The sequence below is a fragment of the Actinomadura sediminis genome, assembly GCF_042675525.1.
GTDB lineage: Bacteria > Actinomycetota > Actinomycetes > Streptosporangiales > Streptosporangiaceae > Spirillospora > Spirillospora sediminis.
Genome location: NZ_JBHTJA010000011.1, coordinates 12,179 through 28,938 on the forward strand (window position 1 = coordinate 12,179; position 16,760 = coordinate 28,938).

The window sequence follows — 16,760 nt, forward strand, 5'->3', positions numbered from 1 at the left end:
GCCCGCGGAAGCGGGCCGCGCGTCGGCCGGGGGCCGTGCGCTCTACCGCGGGGGCGTCGGCAGCCGGACGGCCGGAGGCAGCGGCGCCGGGACGGGCTTCGCCCGAAACGACTGGAGCATCAGGGCCGCGAAGCGGCGGGACGCGGCCGCCCGCATCGCGGGCGAATCGGCGCGGATGCCGTCGTTCGCCATCCTCGCGAGGACCAGGTCCTCCAGGACGAAGTCGTCGCGCAGCTCGCCCGCCTCCTTCGCGCGGCGGACGAGCGCGAACAGCCCCCGGAGCGCGCGGTCACGGTCGGCGGTGAAGTCGACCGCCCGGGGGAGCCGTGAGACGAACGCGTGGAACCCGCGGTCCACGGCGTTCGCTTCCAGGATCTTCTCGACCACCAGGCTGAAGCCGCGCCACGGATCGTCCGCGGCCAGGCCCTCCTCGACGATGGCCGAGCACACGGCGAGCTGCTCGGCGAACGCCTCGGCGAAGAGCGCCTCCTTGGTCGGAAAGCGCCGGTACACGGTCGCGGCGCTCACCCCCGCGCGCCGGGCGATCTCCCGGACCGGCACGTCGAAGCCCTCCGCGGCGAAGGCCGCGCGGGCCGCCGCGAGGATGCGGACCCGGTTGTCGACGGCGTCCGAGCGCAGTTTCCGAGTCACTTCGGCCGTCACGGCTCTCACTTTAGTCAGCCGGACCGGAGGGCTCTTTACGGTTCGGCTCATGAGAGCTGTTCAGTTTTCCCAGTACGGACCGCCCGGCGTCGTGCACGTGGCCGAGGTCGAGGCGCCGCACCCGGGGCCGGGGGAGGTCCGTATCGCCGTCCGGGCGTCCGGTCTCGCGACGGGCGAGGTCTCCCTCCGCTCCGGGACGCTGCGCGACGCGGTGCCGGCGGCGTTCCCGTGGCGCACCGGAGCCGACGCCGCGGGCGTCGTGGACGAGCTCGGCGACGGCGTCACCGGAGCCGCCGTCGGCGACGAGGTGTTCGGCCTGGCGCCCATGGCGGTCCGCGGCGCCAACGCCGACCACGCCGTCCTGGCCGCCTGGGCGCCCAAGCCCGCCGCGTGGAGCTGGGCGGAGGCGGGCGGCGCGGCGGGCGGCGTCGAGACCGCCACCCGGGTCCTCGACCGGCTCGCGGTCCGCGCGGGGCACACGGTGCTGGTGCAGGGCGCGGCCGGGGGCGTGGGCACGGTCGCCGTCCAGATGGCGGCCGCCCGCGGGGCCCGCGTCATCGGGACGGCCGGCGCACGCAACCACGGCTTCCTGCGCTCGCTCGGCGCGGAGCCCGCGACGTACGGGCCCGGCCTGGTCGAGCGGATCCGGGCGCTCGCGCCGGAGGGGATCGACGCGGTGCTCGACTGCGCCGGCGGGGCGCTGCCCGACCTGGTCGCCCTCGCCGGGGACCCGGCGCGCGTGGTGACGATCGTCCCCGATCCCGCCGCGGCGGCCCACGGGGTCCACATGTCGCACACCGCGCCGGTCGGCGGCGCGGACGGGCCCCTGGGGAGCGCCGACCCGCAGGCGACGCACGGCCTCCGGATCGCGGTCGGCCTCGCCGCCGCGGGACGGCTGCGGGTGCCGGTCGCGGCGGCGTTCCCGCTCACCGAGGCCGCGGCCGCCCACGAACTGAGCGAGACCCGCCACGCCCGCGGGAGGATCGTCCTGGTGAACTGACGCCGCCGGACGGGCGGCGGGGCACGCCGGTGCTCAGGACAGGGCCTCGGTCACGGTGTGGACGAGCAGGCCCGTCCCGACCACCGCGCACAGCAGGCCGACGGCGACGCTCTGGCGATGGCTCCCGACGGGTTCGGCCGTCCCCTCGGGATCGCTCGGATCGTAGACGACCCGGATCTCCCGCCCGACCCGCGTCGCCCGCGCGGCGGACACCGACGCGACCGCCTCGACGGTCCGCCCGTCGCCGGTCGTGAAGCGGAAGACGGGGGCGTGCACGGGTTCGCGGGGCGGGCCGGTCGTCCGGTGCCCGACGACGGTGCCGGTCGTCCGGCGGCCGGTGCGGCGCAGGCGCGTCCACGGGCGCAGCAGGAGCCAGGCCGCGGTCAGCAGCCCGGCGACGCCGACCAGGCGGAGCGCGACGAGCCCGGGGCCGCTGGAGAGGTCCACCGGCCGAGCGTAGTACGGGCGGGCGCCCGCGGCCATCGCGGGCGCCCGCCCGGGACGGGACGTCAGTGCTCCGGGCGCTCGAGGGCGACCCGGGGGAGTACGCGGGCCAGGGGGGCGGGCAGCCACCAGGCGCGGTCGCCGAGCAGACGCATGATCGCCGGGACGATCAGGCAGCGGATCACCACGGCGTCCAGGAGGACGGCGACGGCCAGGCCCAGGCCGAACTGCTGGAGCATCCGGTCGGGGCTGAGGACGAACGCGCCGAACACCACGATCATGATCGCCGCGGCGGCCGTGATGACCTTGCCCGTGGCGGCGAGGCCCTCGCGGACGGCGTGCGCCGAGTCGCGGGTCCGCTCCCACTCCTCGTGCATCCGGGACACGAGGAACACCTCGTAGTCCATCGACAGCCCGAACACGATCGCGAAGATCATCACCGGGATGAACGACTCGATCGGGCCCGGCGGGACGCCGAACCGGCCGTCCTGGAACACGAGCGTGATCGCACCGAGCGCGGCGGCGATCGACAGCAGGTTCAGCACCGCCGCCTTGAGCGGGATCAGCAGCGACCGGAACACCACCATGAGCAGGAGGGCCGACAGCCCGACCACGACGGCGACGAACAGCGGTATCCGGTCGGCGACGGAGTCGGCGAAGTCCTGCGCGGCGGCCGTCGGGCCGCCGACGAGGTACTCGGCGCCGGTCCGCTCCGCGAGGGACGGCAGGACGTCCTGGCGCAGCGTGCGGACGAGCTCGGCGGTCTCCTCGTCCTGCGGCGACGTCTCCGGGTAGGCGATCACGGTGTGCGCCCCGCCGTCGGACGACGGAAACGCGGGGCTCGCGGAGGCGATGCCGGGCGCGTCCCGGAGGGTCTCGCTCAGGCCCGCGGGCGCGCCCTCGGTCACCACGATCAGGGGCCCGTTGAACCCGGGGCCGAAGCCCTCGGCGAGCAGATCGTACGCCTGCCGGCTGGTGGACGACGGGGCCTCGTTGCCCGCGTCGGCGAAGCCGAGCCGCATGTCGAGCGCGGGCGCCGACAGCGCCAGCAGCGCGGCGACCGGGATCAGCAGCGCGGGCCACGGGCGGCGCTGCACGGCCGCCCCGAGCCGCCGCCACCGCTCGTCCCGCACCTTGTGGGCGCGCTTGCGGACGTTCCGGTGGATGCGGCCGCCGAAGACCGCCAGCAGCGCGGGCAGCAGGGTCAGCGCGGCCGCCATCGTCATCAGGACGGTCAGCGCGACGGCGAGCGCGACGCCCTGCAGGGAGCCGAGGCCGAGGACGACCAGGCCGAGCAGCGCGATGATCACCGTGCAGCCGGCGAAGAAGACGGTGCGTCCGGCCGCGTCGAGGGCGGCGCGGGCCGCCCCGGCGGGGTCGGCGCCGCGGATCAGCTCGTGCCGGAACCGGTAGAAGATCAGCAGCGCGTAGTCGACTCCGACGCCGAGCCCGATCAGCATCATGATCGGCGGGGTGAAGTCGGCGACGGTGAACGCGTGCGAGGCCAGCGCGATCAGCCCGACCGCGCCGCCGACCGCGAACAGGGCGGTGACCAGCGGCAGCGCCGCCGCGACGAGGGAACCGAACAGGAACACGAGGATGACCAGGGCGGCGAGCATCCCGGCGCCCTCGGCGGCGCCGCCCCCGCCCTCCTCGGCGTTCCGGACGGGGTCGCCGCCCAGCTCCACCCGCAACCCGTCGCCCTCGGCGCCCTGCGCGGTCTCCATGATCTCGGTGACGTGCTCCTTCGGCACGTCCTCGGCGGAGCCGTCGAGGGTGACGGTGGCGTACCCGATCGTGCCGTCCTCCGCCAGTCCGCCGCCGCCGCGCGGATCGAACGGACCGCCGACCGCGGCGACGCCCGGAAGTCCCCGCACCTCGTCCAGCATCGGTGCGATGACCGCTCGGTCGCCGCGCAGGCCCCGCTCGTCCTGCATGACGATCTGGACGGTCGCGCCGCCCTGCACGGACCCGTGCCGCTCCATCAGGTCGGACGCGGCCTGCGAATCGGTTCCGGGCAGCGAGAAGTCGTTGTGGTAGGCGCTGCCCGCCGCCTGGGAGCCGACGGTGATCCCGGCGACGACCGCGACCCACAGCAGCAGTGCGACCCAGCGGTGGCGCTGCGACCAGGACGCCAGCCGCCCGAAGACGCCCGGACGCGCGTCCGTCGAGTCCGCGCGGGTTCCGGTGGTGTTCGTGTGCATCCGGCTCACCGCCCCGTCCCGCCGCGGCCCGCGACCCGGGCGCCGACGACCGCGCCGACGACCGCGCCGACGAGCGGCAGGCCGGCGAACAGGGCGAGCAGCGCGGCGTCGCCCTCGACGTCGAGGGTGGTGTCCAGCACGAAGTGGAAGAAGATGGCGATGGTCTCGGTCAGCACGAACCCCGCGGCCCCGCCGACGAGGAAGCCGACGAGCGCGGCGCCGGCCTTCTTGCTCGCAGTCGATGTCATGGGACCCACGGTCGGGGCGCGGCGTCCCCCGCGGCATCGGCCTGCGGCGGGCATCCGCGCTACCACGCGGGTTGCGGTCGTCCCGCCGGACTACCGCCCCGGTTGCCGCTCGCTCATCCAGCGTGGGCTGACCATCGCCGACTCGTACGCCATGACGACGAGCTGCGACCGGTCCCGCACGTCCAGCTTCGACATGATCCGGCTCACGTGCGTCTTGGCCGTCGCGGGGCTCAGCACGAGCTTCGCGGCGATCTCGTCGTTGCTCAGCCCGGCCGCGACCAGCAGCATCACCTCGCGCTCCCGCTCGGTGAGCGCGTTCAGCCGCGGCCCGGGCGCGGGCGCGGTGACCCGCCCGGCGAACTCCGCGATCAGCCGCCGGGTGACCGACGGGGTGATCAGCGCGTCGCCCCGCGCCGCGACCCGGACGGCGTGGATCAGCTCCTCGGGCTCGGTGTCCTTGAGCAGGAACCCGCTGGCGCCCGCGCGCAGCGCGCCGTAGACGTACTCGTCGAGGTCGAAGGTCGTGAGGATGACGACGCGGACGTCGTCCAGCCGCCGGTCCCGCGCGATCAGGCGGGCCGCCTCCAGGCCGTCCATCCCGGGCATCCGGATGTCCATCAGGACCACGTCGGGGCGCAGCTCCCGGCACGCGGCGAGGGCCCGCTCCCCGTCGGCGGCCTCGCCGACGACCGTGATGTCCTCCTCGTCGTCGAGGATGGAGCCGAACCCGGCGCGCACCAGCCGCTGGTCGTCCGCCAGCAGAACCTTGATCATCGTTCGTCTCCGTTCCGGTACGGGAGGCGGGCGCGGACGAGGTGACCGCCGTCCGGGCCGGGGCCCGCGGTGAGGTCGCCGCCGAGCGCGCGGGCGCGCTCGCGCATTCCGAGGATGCCGCTGCCGGGGACGGCGGCGTCCTCCCCGGCCGCGCCGGGGCCGCGGCCGTCGTCGGCGACCTCGACCAGCACCTCCCGGGCGCCCCGCTCCACGCGGACGGTCACGTGCGCGGCGCCCGCGTGCCGCACCACGTTCGTGAGGGACTCCTGGACGATCCGGTAGGCGGCCAGCCCGACCTCGGTGGGCACCGGACGGTCCTCGCCGCCGGCGCGGACGCGGACGTCCAGGCCCGCGGCCCGCGCCGGCTCGACCAGCTCCCCGATCCGGTCCAGGCCCGGGACGGGCGCGGTGGGCGCGTCCTCGTCGGCCTGCCGCAGCACGCCGAGCGTCGCCCGCAGCTCCCGCAGCGCCTCCCGGCTCGTCTCCTTGATCGCCGCCAGCGCCGCTTCGGCCTGCGCCGGGTCGCGGTGGAAGCGGTGCAGCGCGGTGCCCGCCTGCACGTTGATCAGCGAGATGTGGTGCCCGGTGACGTCGTGCAGCTCCCGGGCGATGCGCAGCCGCTCGTCGCCCGCCGCGCGGCGCTCCGCCTCGGCGAGGAAGGCGCGGCGGCTGTGCCGCACCCAGCCCAGCGCCACCATCGCCACCACCCAGCCCGCCAGCATGAACAGCGCGACGCCGTTGACGTCGCCGTTGCCGGACAGCGTACCGAGCGCGGTGCCGATGACGATCAGCGCCGCGATGCCGGACGCCGCCTGCAGCCGTCCCCGGGACGCGAGCAGGTACAGCGACAGGATCGGCGCGATCATCAGCGGCCCGTCGTAGGTGCTGAAGATGTAGTAGACGCCCGTCGCGACCGTGCAGACGAGCGCGGCGGCGAGCCGCGCCCGGCGGGCGAACAGGACCCCGCACGCCACGAAGATCAGCACCCAGCCGACCGCGGTCTGCGCCCACGGCTCCTCGCGCGCGCCGATGAGCGACCGCAGGCTGCCGAGGGCCACCACCACCAGGACCGCGACGGCGAGCGCCTCGTCCGTCACCCGCCATCGAGCACGCATGCGGTCAGCCTAGACGGCGGGCCCGCCGCGGCGGCTCGGCACGGAGGTGCGACCGTACCCGCAACCGTGGGGGTACGTGCACGCCCGCACCCGCAACCGGCGCGGTAGCCGCCCACCGGCGGTCGCTCGATGAAGTCCGCCGCCGACGCAATCGAACGTGACGCCGCCGAACGTGCCCTCCGTGCCGCCCCGATCGGTCCCTGGGGCGCTCCGCCCGTCCCCGAACCGCCCGCGGAGACGGACGGCGGGACTCGCCGTGACCGGGTGCGCGCCGTGCGGCTACGGCCGGGCGCCTGCGGGCGGGGTCCGCCGCAGCCGGGCCAGTTCGTCGGTCGTGCTCCTGCGGGCCTTGTCGATGAAGCGCTGCACCACGGCGAGCTCCTCGTCGGTGAACTCGGCCAGGTCGTCGAGCGTGCAGGCGGCCAGGCCGGCGTAGTAGGACCGGACCTGTTCCAGGCCCTCGGCGGTCGGCTCGATCAGCACCCGGCGCCGGTCCGCGGGATCGGGGCGGCGCCTGATGCATCCGGCCGCGTCGAGCCGGTCGAGCATCCGCGACACCGACCCCGACGTGAGCCCCACCCGGCCGACCAGCGTGCTCGCCGTGGCGGGACCGTGCTTGTTCAGCGCGTCCAGGCAGTCCAGGTCGCTGGTCGTCACGCCCATCCGCTCGGCGATGAGGGCGTTGAGCTGGGCTACGGCGTGCCCCCAGTCCGGCATGGCCGCCAGCACGCGCTCGGCCGCCGTCCTCGACTGCTCATCGCCCATGCGCGAGCCCGCCCTTTCCTGCTGCTTTGTCCACGCCAACCATAGCCGGTCCTCCTGCGTCACCCAATTACTGCGCGACACAGTGGTTGTGTGGCACAATGACTGCGTCACGCAGAGATCTTTCATGGTGAGCCGTCGTATCGAGGGGGACGAGAACCCGTGGCGCATATCTCCGCCGCCGTGCCGACGATTTCGGGACGGCGGCGCACGATCGCCCTGCTGGCGATCCTTCTGGCGGCGTTCATGGACCTGATGGACGTCACGATCCTCTACGTCGTCCTGCCGCCGTTGGAGACCGATCTGCACGCCAGTCCCGCCTCGGTGGTGTGGATGTCCTCCGGCTACACGCTGGCGCTGGCCCTCGGCCTGATCACGGGTGCGCGCATCGGAGACCGGCTCGGGCACAAGCGGGTGTTCCTGGCCGGGATGGGCGGGTTCCTCGCGGCCTCGGTCCTGTGCGGGCTCTCCGTCGCTCCGGGCATGCTGGTGGGCGCGCGGGTGGTGCAGGGCGTGTTCGCCGCCGCGATGATCCCGCAGGTGCTGTCACAGATCCAGGTGATGTACGCCCCCGCGGAGCGGGGAGCGGCGCTGGCGGCGTACTCCGCGCTCACGCCGCTGGCCGCGGCGCTGGGCATGGTCTTCGGCCCCCTGCTGGTGAACTGGGACCTGTTCGGCACCGGGTGGCGGATGGTGTTCTTCGTCAACGTCGTGGTGGGCGCCGTCACCATGCCGGTCGCCTGGCGGCTGCTGCCGGAAGGCGGGAGGAGCCGCGCCGCCCGCCTCGACCTGGCCGGGGTCGGCATCTCCACGGTCGGGCTCGTGCTGGTGCTCTACCCGCTGATCACCGCCGCCGAGCGGCCGCGGTGGTCCGGCTGGGCCACCGCCTCCGTCCTCGCCGGTCTCGCGGTCCTGGCCGGATTCGTCGCGCATCAGCGCCGCCTGGCCTTGCGCGGCGGCGAACCGCTGCTGCGCATGGGGCTCCTGCGCATCCGGACGTTGTCCGCGGGCCTGGTCGTGCAGTTGACCTACCTGGCCCCGATCGTCGGATTCTTCCTCGTGTTCATGCAGTTCCTCCAGCTCGGGCTGGGCTACGGCGCGATGCGCGCCGGGCTGATGCTGCTGCCCTGGTCGATCGTCGTGGCCGTCGTCGCCGGTGTGTCCGCCGGGGTGCTGCTCCCCAAGATCGGGCGGCTGACGATCCAGATCGGGCTGGTCCTCAACGCCGCCGGCTTCGCCCTGCTCGCGCTCGCCGCGGCCGGCGCCACCGGCGCCACCGGGTGGACGGCCTTCCTGCCCGGCGTCCTCGTCGGCGCCGCCGGCATGGGGCTGGTGACCTCGCCCATCGCCGTACTGACCCTGACCGACGTGCCGCCCGCCGAGGCGGGCACCGGCTCCGGGCTGTTCAACACCACCGGCCAGCTCGGCAACTCCATCGGCGTCGCCGTGATCGGCACCGTCTTCTTCGCCCGCCTGCACGGGGGCCCGGACGGCTCCCGCGTCCGGGACTTCGGAGACGCCATGGCCACGTCACTGTGGCTGGGGATCGGCCTGCTCGCGCTCGCCCTGGCCGCCAGCTTCCTGCTACCGCGCCATCACCGTCCGGACCCCGCTCCGGACGAGTCGCCGGAGCAGGCGATGGTGACCGCCTGACCGCCGTAACAAGGAGACGAGGGAACCGTCATGCCCGGTCGACCCCCGCACCGGCGAGCGCCGTGCCCCCCGTGCCCGGCCCGGCACGGTGCCGGACGAGCGCACGGCGCCGCCCGCCGACCCGGGTCAGAGGCGAAGGAGCTGCTCGTGGAGCCGCTTCAGCTCGGGGCTCGGGTCGACGCCGAGTTCCTCGGCGAGCACGACGCGCAGGCCGTGGTAGGCCTTCAGCGCGTCGCCGCGACGGCCGCACCGGTTGAGCGCCTGCATGAGCTGGGCGTGCAGCCATTCGTTGAGCGGGTAGGTCGCGGTGAGCGACTGCAGCTCCGCCACCAGATGGCGATGCTGGCCCATCGCCATCCCCGTCTGGACCCGCAGCTCGATCGCGCGCAGCCGCAGCTCCTCGAGGTGCGCGGCATGCGTCTTGAGGAGGACGCCGCAGGTCACGTCGGCCAGGACGGGGCCCCGCCAGAGGCCGGCCGCCTCCGCCAGGCGCTCCATCGCGAGCCCCGACCTGCCGGCGCGCGACAGCCGCTCGCCGTCCTCGACCAGCCTCTCGAAGACGCGGACGTCGAGCCGGTCGTCGTCCACCTGCAGGACGTACCCGCGCGGCCTGGTGCGAAGGGTCTCCTCCGGGTGCAGCTCCGGATCGCTCTCGGCGAGCCATCGTCTGAGCTGGCAGACGTACGTCTGCAACGTGGTGATCGCGCTGCGCGGGGGGTCGGCGTCCCACAGTTCCTGGACGAGCACGTCCATGCCGACGACCTGATTGGCGCGCATGGACAGAAGTGCGAGAACCTGACGCAACTTCGGTGTTGACGGTGTGACCACCGTGTCCTTGTTGAGGATCTCGAGTGGACCTAGAAGTTCAAAACGCAACAAGAATGACACCTCCCCGAAAATATGTGTCTTTCTGTGTTCGTGCTAACCGAAAATGCTACGCATTCGCGCGATATCGACCAAGTCAATACTTGGTAAAGATTCCTTTGGGTAGTGTTTAAGGTGTCATCTTCCAGGCTCGCGGGTTCGTTCGATCTGGCGCTGCGTCGTGATTGTCGACGCGTGCCCGCGCGACAAGGAGGGGTCGTCTGGACGTCTAGGCACGGTCCTCTGCGAGGAGCCGTTCGCTGTGTCAATGCCCCGGGCCGTGTCGGGAGCCGACCCGGTGGTGAGGAATGCCCGACGGCGCGGAACTCCCCGCGCCGCTGTGCACCGCTACAGAATGATTCATCGCTCGTTGCCCCGCAAGGTTCGGCCGGTGTGCCCGGCCCATCACGGCCGTATGACGGCAGCGTTCTCACATTCGGTGTGATCGTTCCACATGGTGTGAACGATCAAGGCCGAAGGTGTCGTTTCGCGTACCGGACGACCCTGGCGGCCATCGATATGGAAGCCATCCGAGGGTTACGTGATATGCGTCACTTACGAGTTTCGTACATGGTCGTCGACAGCCCCCCGTGCCGCCCCGCACGGGCGGGTTGGGGGGCGTGTTCTCGTCCGTGCTGCCACAGCAGACGTGCTGGTCGTGCTCCTGGAACTGGGGAGTGCGCATGCTGTCGGCCGAGCGGGCGGTGTTGAGGTCTGCCTGGCGGGAGCTTCCAGGTGAAGGACCCGGGCCGTTCGTGCTCGCAGCTTTCTGAAGATCGTCCCTGTGTAACGGCATTCTTGATTAATGAGAGCCATGGGTGTGTCTCCGGGGAGCGCTTCCCTGCTTTCGGCGGCCATGTCAGAGGGGCGGAGCAGGGCCGAAATCTGCACTCAGAAGCTCGTAGAAGTTTCAATTTTCGGCCGAATCCGGCTCGGTCGGCAACCTCCGTGTTGACCCGGCGTAGTTCACCGTCCTCGTAGAGTTGTCCAAGGGTCGCAAGAGGCCAGTGCCTCTGAAGTGCGAGCCCGTGAGCGGCCCGCGCGCCTCACTTGGGGAAATCTTTACTTGGGCGAAGTCGCCAGGAAGGCCTCCGCGTCGAGGGTTGCACGATCCCGGATCGGCAAGACCGCTTTCGGCCGTCCACTCGCATCACGGGAGAGGAGCCCGCTCCGCCCCGCCCCGGTGATCAGCGACGTCGACGCGTGCGGGTCGGTTCGGCAGGGCCGCCGCGTGCCGCCGGATCGACCGGGCGGCCCGGCCGTTCCGCCGGCGCACCTGTCACTCCGGTATGACGTGTGCGATTATCCTCCCGTGGAGGAACTCAGCATCCAAGGCGCGTTTCTGTACACTCCCCGAATTCACAGCGACCATCGCGGGTCGTTCCATGAGGTCTTCCGGGCCGAGGAATTCCGCAAGCGCACCGGCCGTTCACTGAGGCCGTCGCAGACCAACTGCTCGGTCTCCGCGCGGGGCGTCCTGCGCGGCCTGCACGTCGCCGAGGTGCCGCCCGGTCAGGCCAAGTACATCGCCTGCGTCCGCGGCGAGATCCTGGAGGTCGTGGTCGATCTGCGCGTCGGTTCTCCCGGCTTCGGCCGCTGGGAGGCGGTCCGGCTGGACGACGAGAACCGCCGCTGCCTCTACCTCGCCGAGGGGCTCGGCCGCGCCTTCATGGCGCTGACCGACGACGCGACGATGGTGTACATGTGCTCGGAGCCGTACGCGCCCGAGCGCGAGCACACGATCGATCCGCTGGATCCGGAACTGGGCATCCGATGGCCCGAAGACATCGAGCCGATCCTGTCGGCCAGGGACGCGGCCGCGCCGCCGCTCGCCGCCGTGCGGGAATCGGGGGTGCTCCCCGGCTACGCGGAATGCCTGGACTTCTACGCCGGCAACGCCGACCCGGCCTGAGGGGCGGCCGGCCCGGTGCGCCCGGCCGGCCGCGCTCCGGGCGCTCCTCGCTCATCGCAGGGCGGGCCACGCCTCGTGGAGCGCGTCGCGCCAGTGCGCCATCGGCGGCAGGCCGGTCTCCGCCCAGCGGGCGTGCCCCAGCACGGTGCAGGCGGGGCGGACGGCCGGGCGCGGGAACTTCGCGCTCGTGGTCGGGCGCACCCGGCCGGGGTCGAGCCCGAGCAGGGCGAAGACCTCGCGCGCCAGGCCGTACCAGGTGGTGCGGCCCGCGTTGGTCCCGTGGTACACGCCTGCGGGCGCGTCCGCGTGGACCAGTGCGATGATCTGCTCGGCGAGCGCCCGGGTCCACGTCGGCTGCCCGTGCTGGTCGTCGACCACCTCCACGGTGTCGCGCTCGGCGGCCAGCCGGATCATCGTGCGGACGAAGTTGCGGCCGTGCGCCCCGTACAGCCACGCGGTGCGCACCACGTAGCCGTCCCCGGTGCCGAGCACGGCCCGCTCACCGGCGAGCTTGGTGCGGCCGTAGGCGTTCAGCGGGGCCGTGGCCGCGTGCTCGGGGTAGGGGCGGCCGCCGCGGCCGTCGAAGACGTAGTCGGTGGATATCTGCACCAGCCTGGCCCCGTTGTCCGCGCACGCCTCCGCCAGGACGCCCACCGCGGTGCCGTTGACCGCCAGAGCGGCGTCCTCGTGGGCCTCGGCATCGTCGACGGCCGTCCATCCGGCGCAGTTGACCACGACCGTCGGCCGGGCCCGCCGTACGGCGTTCCGCACGTCGTCCGCCGCGCACACGTCCAGGTCGCCGCGGGAGACGGCGAGGACACCGAGGCCGCGTGCCCGCAGCCGGTCCACCAGGTCCCTGCCGAGCATTCCGGCGGCTCCCGTCACCATCCACGTCATCCGAACCCCTTCGGCTCGTTCGGGCCGGCCCCTCCGCCCGGCACCGTCCCGTCAGGTCACCTGCTGATCTGCACGCTGCTGTGGTCGCCCAGGAGGAGCCGGTGCGTGTTGGGCACGCGCGGCGCGGGCACCACCCGCGCCTCTCTGCCGATGAGCGACGAACGGATGCGTCCGACACCGTCGATCCGGGCGCCGCGCAGCACGATCGAGTGCTCGATCTCGCTGCCGGTGACGGTGCAGTCGCGGTCGATGGACGTGAACGGCCCCACGTAGGAGTCGCGGACGACCGAACCAGGCCCGATCACGACCGGGCCGACGACGCGCGAGCCGAGGACGCGGGCTCCCGCGCCCAGCACCACCCGGCCGATCAGCTCGCCGGTCCCGTCCACCTCGCCGGCCTCCGCCGAAGGCTCCAGGGTCTCCAGGACCAGCCGGTTGACCTCGAGCATGTCGTCGACGTTGCCGGTGTCCTTCCAGTAGCCGGAGAGGCGCGTGGACTCCACCCGGCGACCGCGGTCGATCAGCCGCTGAACGGCGTCGGTGATCTCCAGCTCGCCGCGCCGGGACGGGCGAAGCCCGGCCACCGCCTCGTGCACCGCGGGCCCGAACAGGTACACCCCGACGAGGATCAGGTCGCTCTTCGGCCGTTCGGGCTTCTCCTCCAGCCCGACCACGCGACCGCCGGAGCCGAGCTCCGCCACGCCGAACGGCCGCGGGTCGGGGACCTCGGTCAGCAGGATCTGCGCGTGGGGCCGATCCCGCCGGAACCGGTCCACGAAGTCCTCGATGCCGCCCATGATGAAGTTGTCGCCCAGGTACATGACGAAGTCGTCGTCGCCGAGGTACTCGCGGGCGATGAGAACGGCGTGCGCGAGGCCGCGCGGGGCGTCCTGGCGCAGGTAGGTCACCTTCAGGCCGAACCGCGATCCGTCGCCGACCGCGTCCCTGATCTCGCGTGCGGTGGCGCCGACGACGATGCCGACCTCGTGGATGCCGGCGTCCCGGATGGCCTCCAGGCCGTAGAACAGCACCGGCTTGTTGGCGACCGGGACCAGCTGCTTGGCGAAGCTGTGGGTGAACGGTCTCATCCGGGAGCCGGACCCGCCCGCCAGGACGAGCGCCTTCATCCGGGGCCCCGCCGGGTCTCGTCCGTGGCCGCGGCGTCGACACGGCGGCGCACGGCGCGCGGGTTCGTCGGCCGAGTGTCCTTCACGGTCCCTCCTTGTCCGGCTCTCGCCGGCATAAGGGCGTGGCCATGCCGACGAGAGCCCGAATAGGGCTCGGTTTGATTGACAGAAGCGCGATGCGTACTTGGTCGTCCCGGCGAATACGCAGTTGGGTTCGGTTGGCTATCGGCCGCGGGCGGGGAACGACCTGTGGCCGATGGAACGCCTCCACCTTCGTGGTGGAAACGTACCCACGGAAGAACGTAGCCGCTCGATGTTATACCACGCCACACATGGCAAAGTGGCGGCGATCACAGGCGAGGGCCTCTCCGGGGTGCGCGACGTCGATGACCTCATTGTCACGGGCCGGAGGGCATTCCGAGATCTCAAGTGGGTCTGGAGAGGCTGAATGTCATGGTGATGTGGCGAAATAGCCGTGGACGGACCCCGGTGGCGCCCATGCGTCCGGCCGAGGGGAACGAGGCATGGTGGCCGGTCTTCCCCGGGGCGCCGGTGGTGCCGCGTACGGCCGCGCCGATTCGTGCGGATCCGCGCCGCCCGGACGGCGCGCCCGGCGATCGTCGTGCTCATCGGCGTTCGTCGTGCCTCTGACCAGGTCGTTCACGGAGGTGCATGTCGGTCGCCGTATCGGGGAGAGCGGGTGCCGGCGGGGCACCGGACGAACCGCGCGTGCCGCCTCCGCCGAGTACCGGAACCCGCCCGGCGGCCCCTTCGGCGATGCGGCGGCACGGCCCGGGAACGCATCGATCCCGAGGTCGCAACACTCGATGAACGCGCGGCATCACCTCGCGAAAACCTTCGGGACCACGCCTCAGTCCGCCCTCATCCGCGTCTCAAGCCGCCATTGAGCACCCGTGCATACTCTTCGGGAGAAAGAACAGGAAAGAGGGTTCAGAATGACTTCGAGCGCCGACCGCGAGCGCATATTCACGCTGCTGTACTCCAATATCGCCGGGCAGGCGCTGGCTGTCGCCCTCGACCTCGAGATCCCGGATGAAATCGGCGCCGGGCGCACGGATCCCGCCGACCTGGCCCGAAGTCTGGGAGCGGACGAGACCAATCTGACCAGACTGCTGAAGGCGCTCGCCGCGCTCGGTTTGTGCACCGAGGACGGGGACGGGCATTTCACCCTGACCGGGAGCGGCGAACTGCTGCGCACGACGCACCCGCACTCGCTCGCCGATCTGGCCGCGCTGACCACCGTCCACATCGCGGACCTGGTCGGCTGGCGCGAGCTGAAGAGCGCGGTGCTGACCGGCAGGTGCGCGTTCAAGGAACGCAACGGGCTGGACTTCTTCGGGTACCTCAACGCCCACCCCGAGCTCTACCGGAGCCTCAACCTGGCGATGCGGAGCGGCTCGCAGGTCATCGCCAAGGAGATCGCCGCGGCCTACGACTTCCCGGAGGGCGCGACGGTCATGGACGTCGGCGGCGGCGACGGAACGCTGCTGTCCGCGATCCTCGCGGCGCACCCCCGGCTCAAGGGGATGCTCTTCGACACCGCCGCCGGGGTCGCCCAGGCGGAGGCGACCCTCGGTGAGGCCCACGTGGCGTCCCGATGCACCGTCACGGCGGGGGACTTCTTCGAGTCCGTGCCCCGCGGGGCCCGGATCTACATGCTGAAGAGCGTCCTGCACGACTGGGACGACACCGCGGCGCGCGAGATCCTGCGGAACTGCCGCGCCGCGATCCCGGACGACGGCCGGCTGCTGATCTTCGAGCCGGTCCTCGACACGTCCGGCGCGGGCTCGGGCACGCTCTACTCGCGCCTCAGCGACCTCAACATGATGAACGCGCTCGGCGGCCGGGAACGCACCCGGGAGGACTTCGAGGACCTCTGCCGGGCGGCCGGCTTCGAGGTGGCCCGGGTCGGGCGGCTCGACCCCGTCGACATCTCCCTGATCGAGGCCGTGCCCGGCGGGCGGCCGTCCGCGGAGGGCGCGCGATGACCGTCCACCGCGGCGGCGGGCAGGCCGCAGAGCCGCTGCTCATCGAACGCGCGGTCCAGCGGGTCCACGCGTCCCGGGGTGATCTGCTCGCGCGGCTGCTGCTGGCGGAGGAGGGCGACGAGGCGCCCGCCGCGCGGCTGCGCGAGGAGGGACCGCTGTACCGGGGACGGGACGGCTCGGTCGTGGTGACCGGGCGCGAACCCGCCCGCCGCATCCTGCGGGACGAGCGGTTCCACCGCGTCCCGAAGGCGCCGGACGCCGCGCGGCAGTACACGCTGCCGTGCGTCGACGCGGTCATCGCCGCGGAGAGCGGCGCCGGCGCGCCCGGACCGGCGGCCGTGCACGACGAGGTGGACGCCGCCGTGGAAGCCGCCCTGCGGGCGCGCGACCGGGCGGCGGAGCTCGACCTGGTGGGCGACGTCATCAGGCCGGTCGTCGCCGGCGTGCTCTGCGACACCCTGCGGCTCCCGGCGCGGCGGCGGGACGACTTCCGGCGCCTGACGGGCCGGACGGGCGTCGCCCTGGACGCGGCCGTCTGCCCGCCCCGGCCGCCGGAGGCGCGCGGGCTGCCGGAGGCGCTGGGCCGGCTGCGGGAGCTGGTCGGTGCGGACGGGCTCGCGCTCGCGGTCCTCGGCGGCGAACTCGCCTGCGTCATGGCCGCCGACGCGATGCTCCGCGCGCTCGGGCGGCCGGCGCCGGCCGGTGCCGCGCGGCCGCCGGGCGATGCGGGGGACGCGGCGGAGCCGGGCGTCCTGTTCCGGGACCCTCCGCTGCGGCTCCAGAGGTTGTTCGCCTGGGAGGACGTCGACCTCGACGGTGACCGGATCGAGGAGAACACGCGCGTCCTCGTCTTGAACACCGCGCCGGCGGGGGAGCGCGGCCCTGAAGAGGCCCTCGCCTCCGCGGCCGCGGCCCTGCCGCGATCCGCCGTCCCCGCGACCGCGATCGCGGTGCGGACGGTCGCGGCGCTCCGCGGTCATCTGGACCGCCTCCGGCCGTCCGGGCGCATCGCCCGCCGGCTGCGGGCACCGGTGACGCGGGCGGTCGTCCGGTTGCCCGTGGCAGCAGCGGGACGGGGGGTGTCGTGA

15 protein-coding genes are annotated in these 16,760 nt (G+C 73.1%); 5 read left to right on the top strand and 10 right to left on the bottom strand.

The features are described from left to right. Positions 1-42: 42 nt before the first annotated feature. Positions 43-663, bottom strand: coding sequence for a TetR/AcrR family transcriptional regulator (locus tag ACFQ11_RS08610; protein WP_378297452.1), 621 nt, complete (start codon positions 661-663; stop codon positions 43-45). A gap of 49 nt (positions 664-712) precedes the next feature. Between ACFQ11_RS08610 and ACFQ11_RS08615 the strand changes: the two genes are divergently transcribed. Next, the gene (locus ACFQ11_RS08615; protein ID WP_378297453.1) at positions 713-1,663 is read left to right on the top strand and encodes an NADP-dependent oxidoreductase; all 951 of its coding nucleotides are present in this window, start codon (positions 713-715) and stop codon (positions 1,661-1,663) included. 33 nt (positions 1,664-1,696) lie between these two features. Here the strand turns inward: ACFQ11_RS08615 and ACFQ11_RS08620 are convergent, their stop codons facing one another. The 6 genes from ACFQ11_RS08620 to ACFQ11_RS08645 form a co-directional block, all read right to left on the bottom strand. Further along, positions 1,697-2,110, bottom strand: coding sequence for a DUF3592 domain-containing protein (locus ACFQ11_RS08620; protein ID WP_378297454.1), 414 nt, complete (start codon positions 2,108-2,110; stop codon positions 1,697-1,699). Between the two features lie 62 nt (positions 2,111-2,172). Further along, complete coding sequence (locus tag ACFQ11_RS08625) at positions 2,173-4,311, bottom strand: MMPL family transporter (RefSeq protein WP_378297455.1); 2,139 nt, start codon at positions 4,309-4,311, stop codon at positions 2,173-2,175. Between the two features lie 5 nt (positions 4,312-4,316). Next, complete coding sequence (locus ACFQ11_RS08630) at positions 4,317-4,559, bottom strand: hypothetical protein (protein WP_378297456.1); 243 nt, start codon at positions 4,557-4,559, stop codon at positions 4,317-4,319. Between the two features lie 90 nt (positions 4,560-4,649). Further along, complete coding sequence (locus ACFQ11_RS08635; RefSeq protein ID WP_378297457.1) at positions 4,650-5,333, bottom strand: response regulator; 684 nt, start codon at positions 5,331-5,333, stop codon at positions 4,650-4,652. Continuing rightward, positions 5,330-6,448, bottom strand: a complete 1,119-nt coding sequence (locus ACFQ11_RS08640) for a sensor histidine kinase (protein ID WP_378297458.1) — start codon at positions 6,446-6,448, stop codon at positions 5,330-5,332. The genes ACFQ11_RS08635 and ACFQ11_RS08640 overlap by 4 nt, the downstream gene beginning before the upstream one ends. 279 nt (positions 6,449-6,727) lie before the next feature. Further along, positions 6,728-7,213, bottom strand: a complete 486-nt coding sequence (locus ACFQ11_RS08645) for a MarR family winged helix-turn-helix transcriptional regulator (RefSeq protein WP_378297459.1) — start codon at positions 7,211-7,213, stop codon at positions 6,728-6,730. Between the two features lie 180 nt (positions 7,214-7,393). Here ACFQ11_RS08645 and ACFQ11_RS08650 point away from each other — a divergent pair, with 180 nt between their 5' ends. After that, on the top strand, positions 7,394-8,863 hold the full coding sequence (locus ACFQ11_RS08650) for an MFS transporter (RefSeq protein WP_378297460.1): 1,470 nt from the start codon (positions 7,394-7,396) through the stop codon (positions 8,861-8,863). A gap of 126 nt (positions 8,864-8,989) precedes the next feature. Here ACFQ11_RS08650 and ACFQ11_RS08655 read toward each other — a convergent pair whose 3' ends face one another. After that, complete coding sequence (locus tag ACFQ11_RS08655; RefSeq protein WP_378297461.1) at positions 8,990-9,751, bottom strand: AfsR/SARP family transcriptional regulator; 762 nt, start codon at positions 9,749-9,751, stop codon at positions 8,990-8,992. Positions 9,752-11,039: 1,288 nt separating this feature from the next. On the opposite strand from ACFQ11_RS08655, the gene ACFQ11_RS08660 reads away from it, so the two are divergent. After that, a complete protein-coding gene (locus tag ACFQ11_RS08660) occupies positions 11,040-11,639 on the top strand; it encodes a dTDP-4-dehydrorhamnose 3,5-epimerase family protein (RefSeq protein ID WP_378297462.1) in 600 nt (199 codons plus the stop codon). Positions 11,640-11,690: 51 nt separating this feature from the next. On the opposite strand, the gene rfbD is transcribed toward ACFQ11_RS08660, so the two are convergent. Both rfbD and ACFQ11_RS08670 read right to left on the bottom strand, forming a co-directional pair. Beyond that, on the bottom strand, positions 11,691-12,536 hold the full coding sequence (rfbD, locus tag ACFQ11_RS08665) for a dTDP-4-dehydrorhamnose reductase (protein WP_378297463.1): 846 nt from the start codon (positions 12,534-12,536) through the stop codon (positions 11,691-11,693). Between the two features lie 56 nt (positions 12,537-12,592). Further along, positions 12,593-13,663: a glucose-1-phosphate thymidylyltransferase gene (locus ACFQ11_RS08670; RefSeq protein ID WP_378297464.1), complete on the bottom strand. Its 1,071-nt coding sequence runs from the start codon at positions 13,661-13,663 to the stop codon at positions 12,593-12,595. A gap of 956 nt (positions 13,664-14,619) precedes the next feature. Between ACFQ11_RS08670 and ACFQ11_RS08675 the strand changes: the two genes are divergently transcribed. Together ACFQ11_RS08675 and ACFQ11_RS08680 are read left to right on the top strand one after the other, a co-directional pair. After that, positions 14,620-15,672 carry a methyltransferase gene (locus ACFQ11_RS08675; RefSeq protein WP_378297465.1) on the top strand — a complete coding sequence of 351 codons (1,053 nt, stop codon included), beginning with the start codon at positions 14,620-14,622 and terminating at the stop codon, positions 15,670-15,672. Beyond that, on the top strand, positions 15,669-16,760 hold the full coding sequence (locus ACFQ11_RS08680) for a cytochrome P450 family protein (RefSeq protein WP_378297466.1): 1,092 nt from the start codon (positions 15,669-15,671) through the stop codon (positions 16,758-16,760). Before ACFQ11_RS08675 ends, ACFQ11_RS08680 begins: the two co-directional genes overlap by 4 nt.

Bases quoted from the DNA above. Each gene is read 5' to 3' on its own strand.
- ACFQ11_RS08615 (WP_378297453.1), top strand. From the start codon at position 713: ATGAGAGCTGTTCAGTTTTCCCAGTACGGACCGCCCGGCGTCGTGCAC.
- ACFQ11_RS08625 (WP_378297455.1), bottom strand. From the start codon at position 4,311: ATGCACACGAACACCACCGGAACCCGCGCGGACTCGACGGACGCGCGT.
- ACFQ11_RS08630 (WP_378297456.1), bottom strand. From the start codon at position 4,559: ATGACATCGACTGCGAGCAAGAAGGCCGGCGCCGCGCTCGTCGGCTTC.
- ACFQ11_RS08635 (WP_378297457.1), bottom strand. From the start codon at position 5,333: ATGATCAAGGTTCTGCTGGCGGACGACCAGCGGCTGGTGCGCGCCGGG.
- ACFQ11_RS08640 (WP_378297458.1), bottom strand. From the start codon at position 6,448: ATGCGTGCTCGATGGCGGGTGACGGACGAGGCGCTCGCCGTCGCGGTC.
- ACFQ11_RS08645 (WP_378297459.1), bottom strand. From the start codon at position 7,213: ATGGGCGATGAGCAGTCGAGGACGGCGGCCGAGCGCGTGCTGGCGGCC.
- rfbD (WP_378297463.1), bottom strand. From the start codon at position 12,536: ATGACGTGGATGGTGACGGGAGCCGCCGGAATGCTCGGCAGGGACCTG.
- ACFQ11_RS08670 (WP_378297464.1), bottom strand. From the start codon at position 13,663: ATGAAGGCGCTCGTCCTGGCGGGCGGGTCCGGCTCCCGGATGAGACCG.
- ACFQ11_RS08675 (WP_378297465.1), top strand. From the start codon at position 14,620: ATGACTTCGAGCGCCGACCGCGAGCGCATATTCACGCTGCTGTACTCC.
- ACFQ11_RS08680 (WP_378297466.1), top strand. From the start codon at position 15,669: ATGACCGTCCACCGCGGCGGCGGGCAGGCCGCAGAGCCGCTGCTCATC.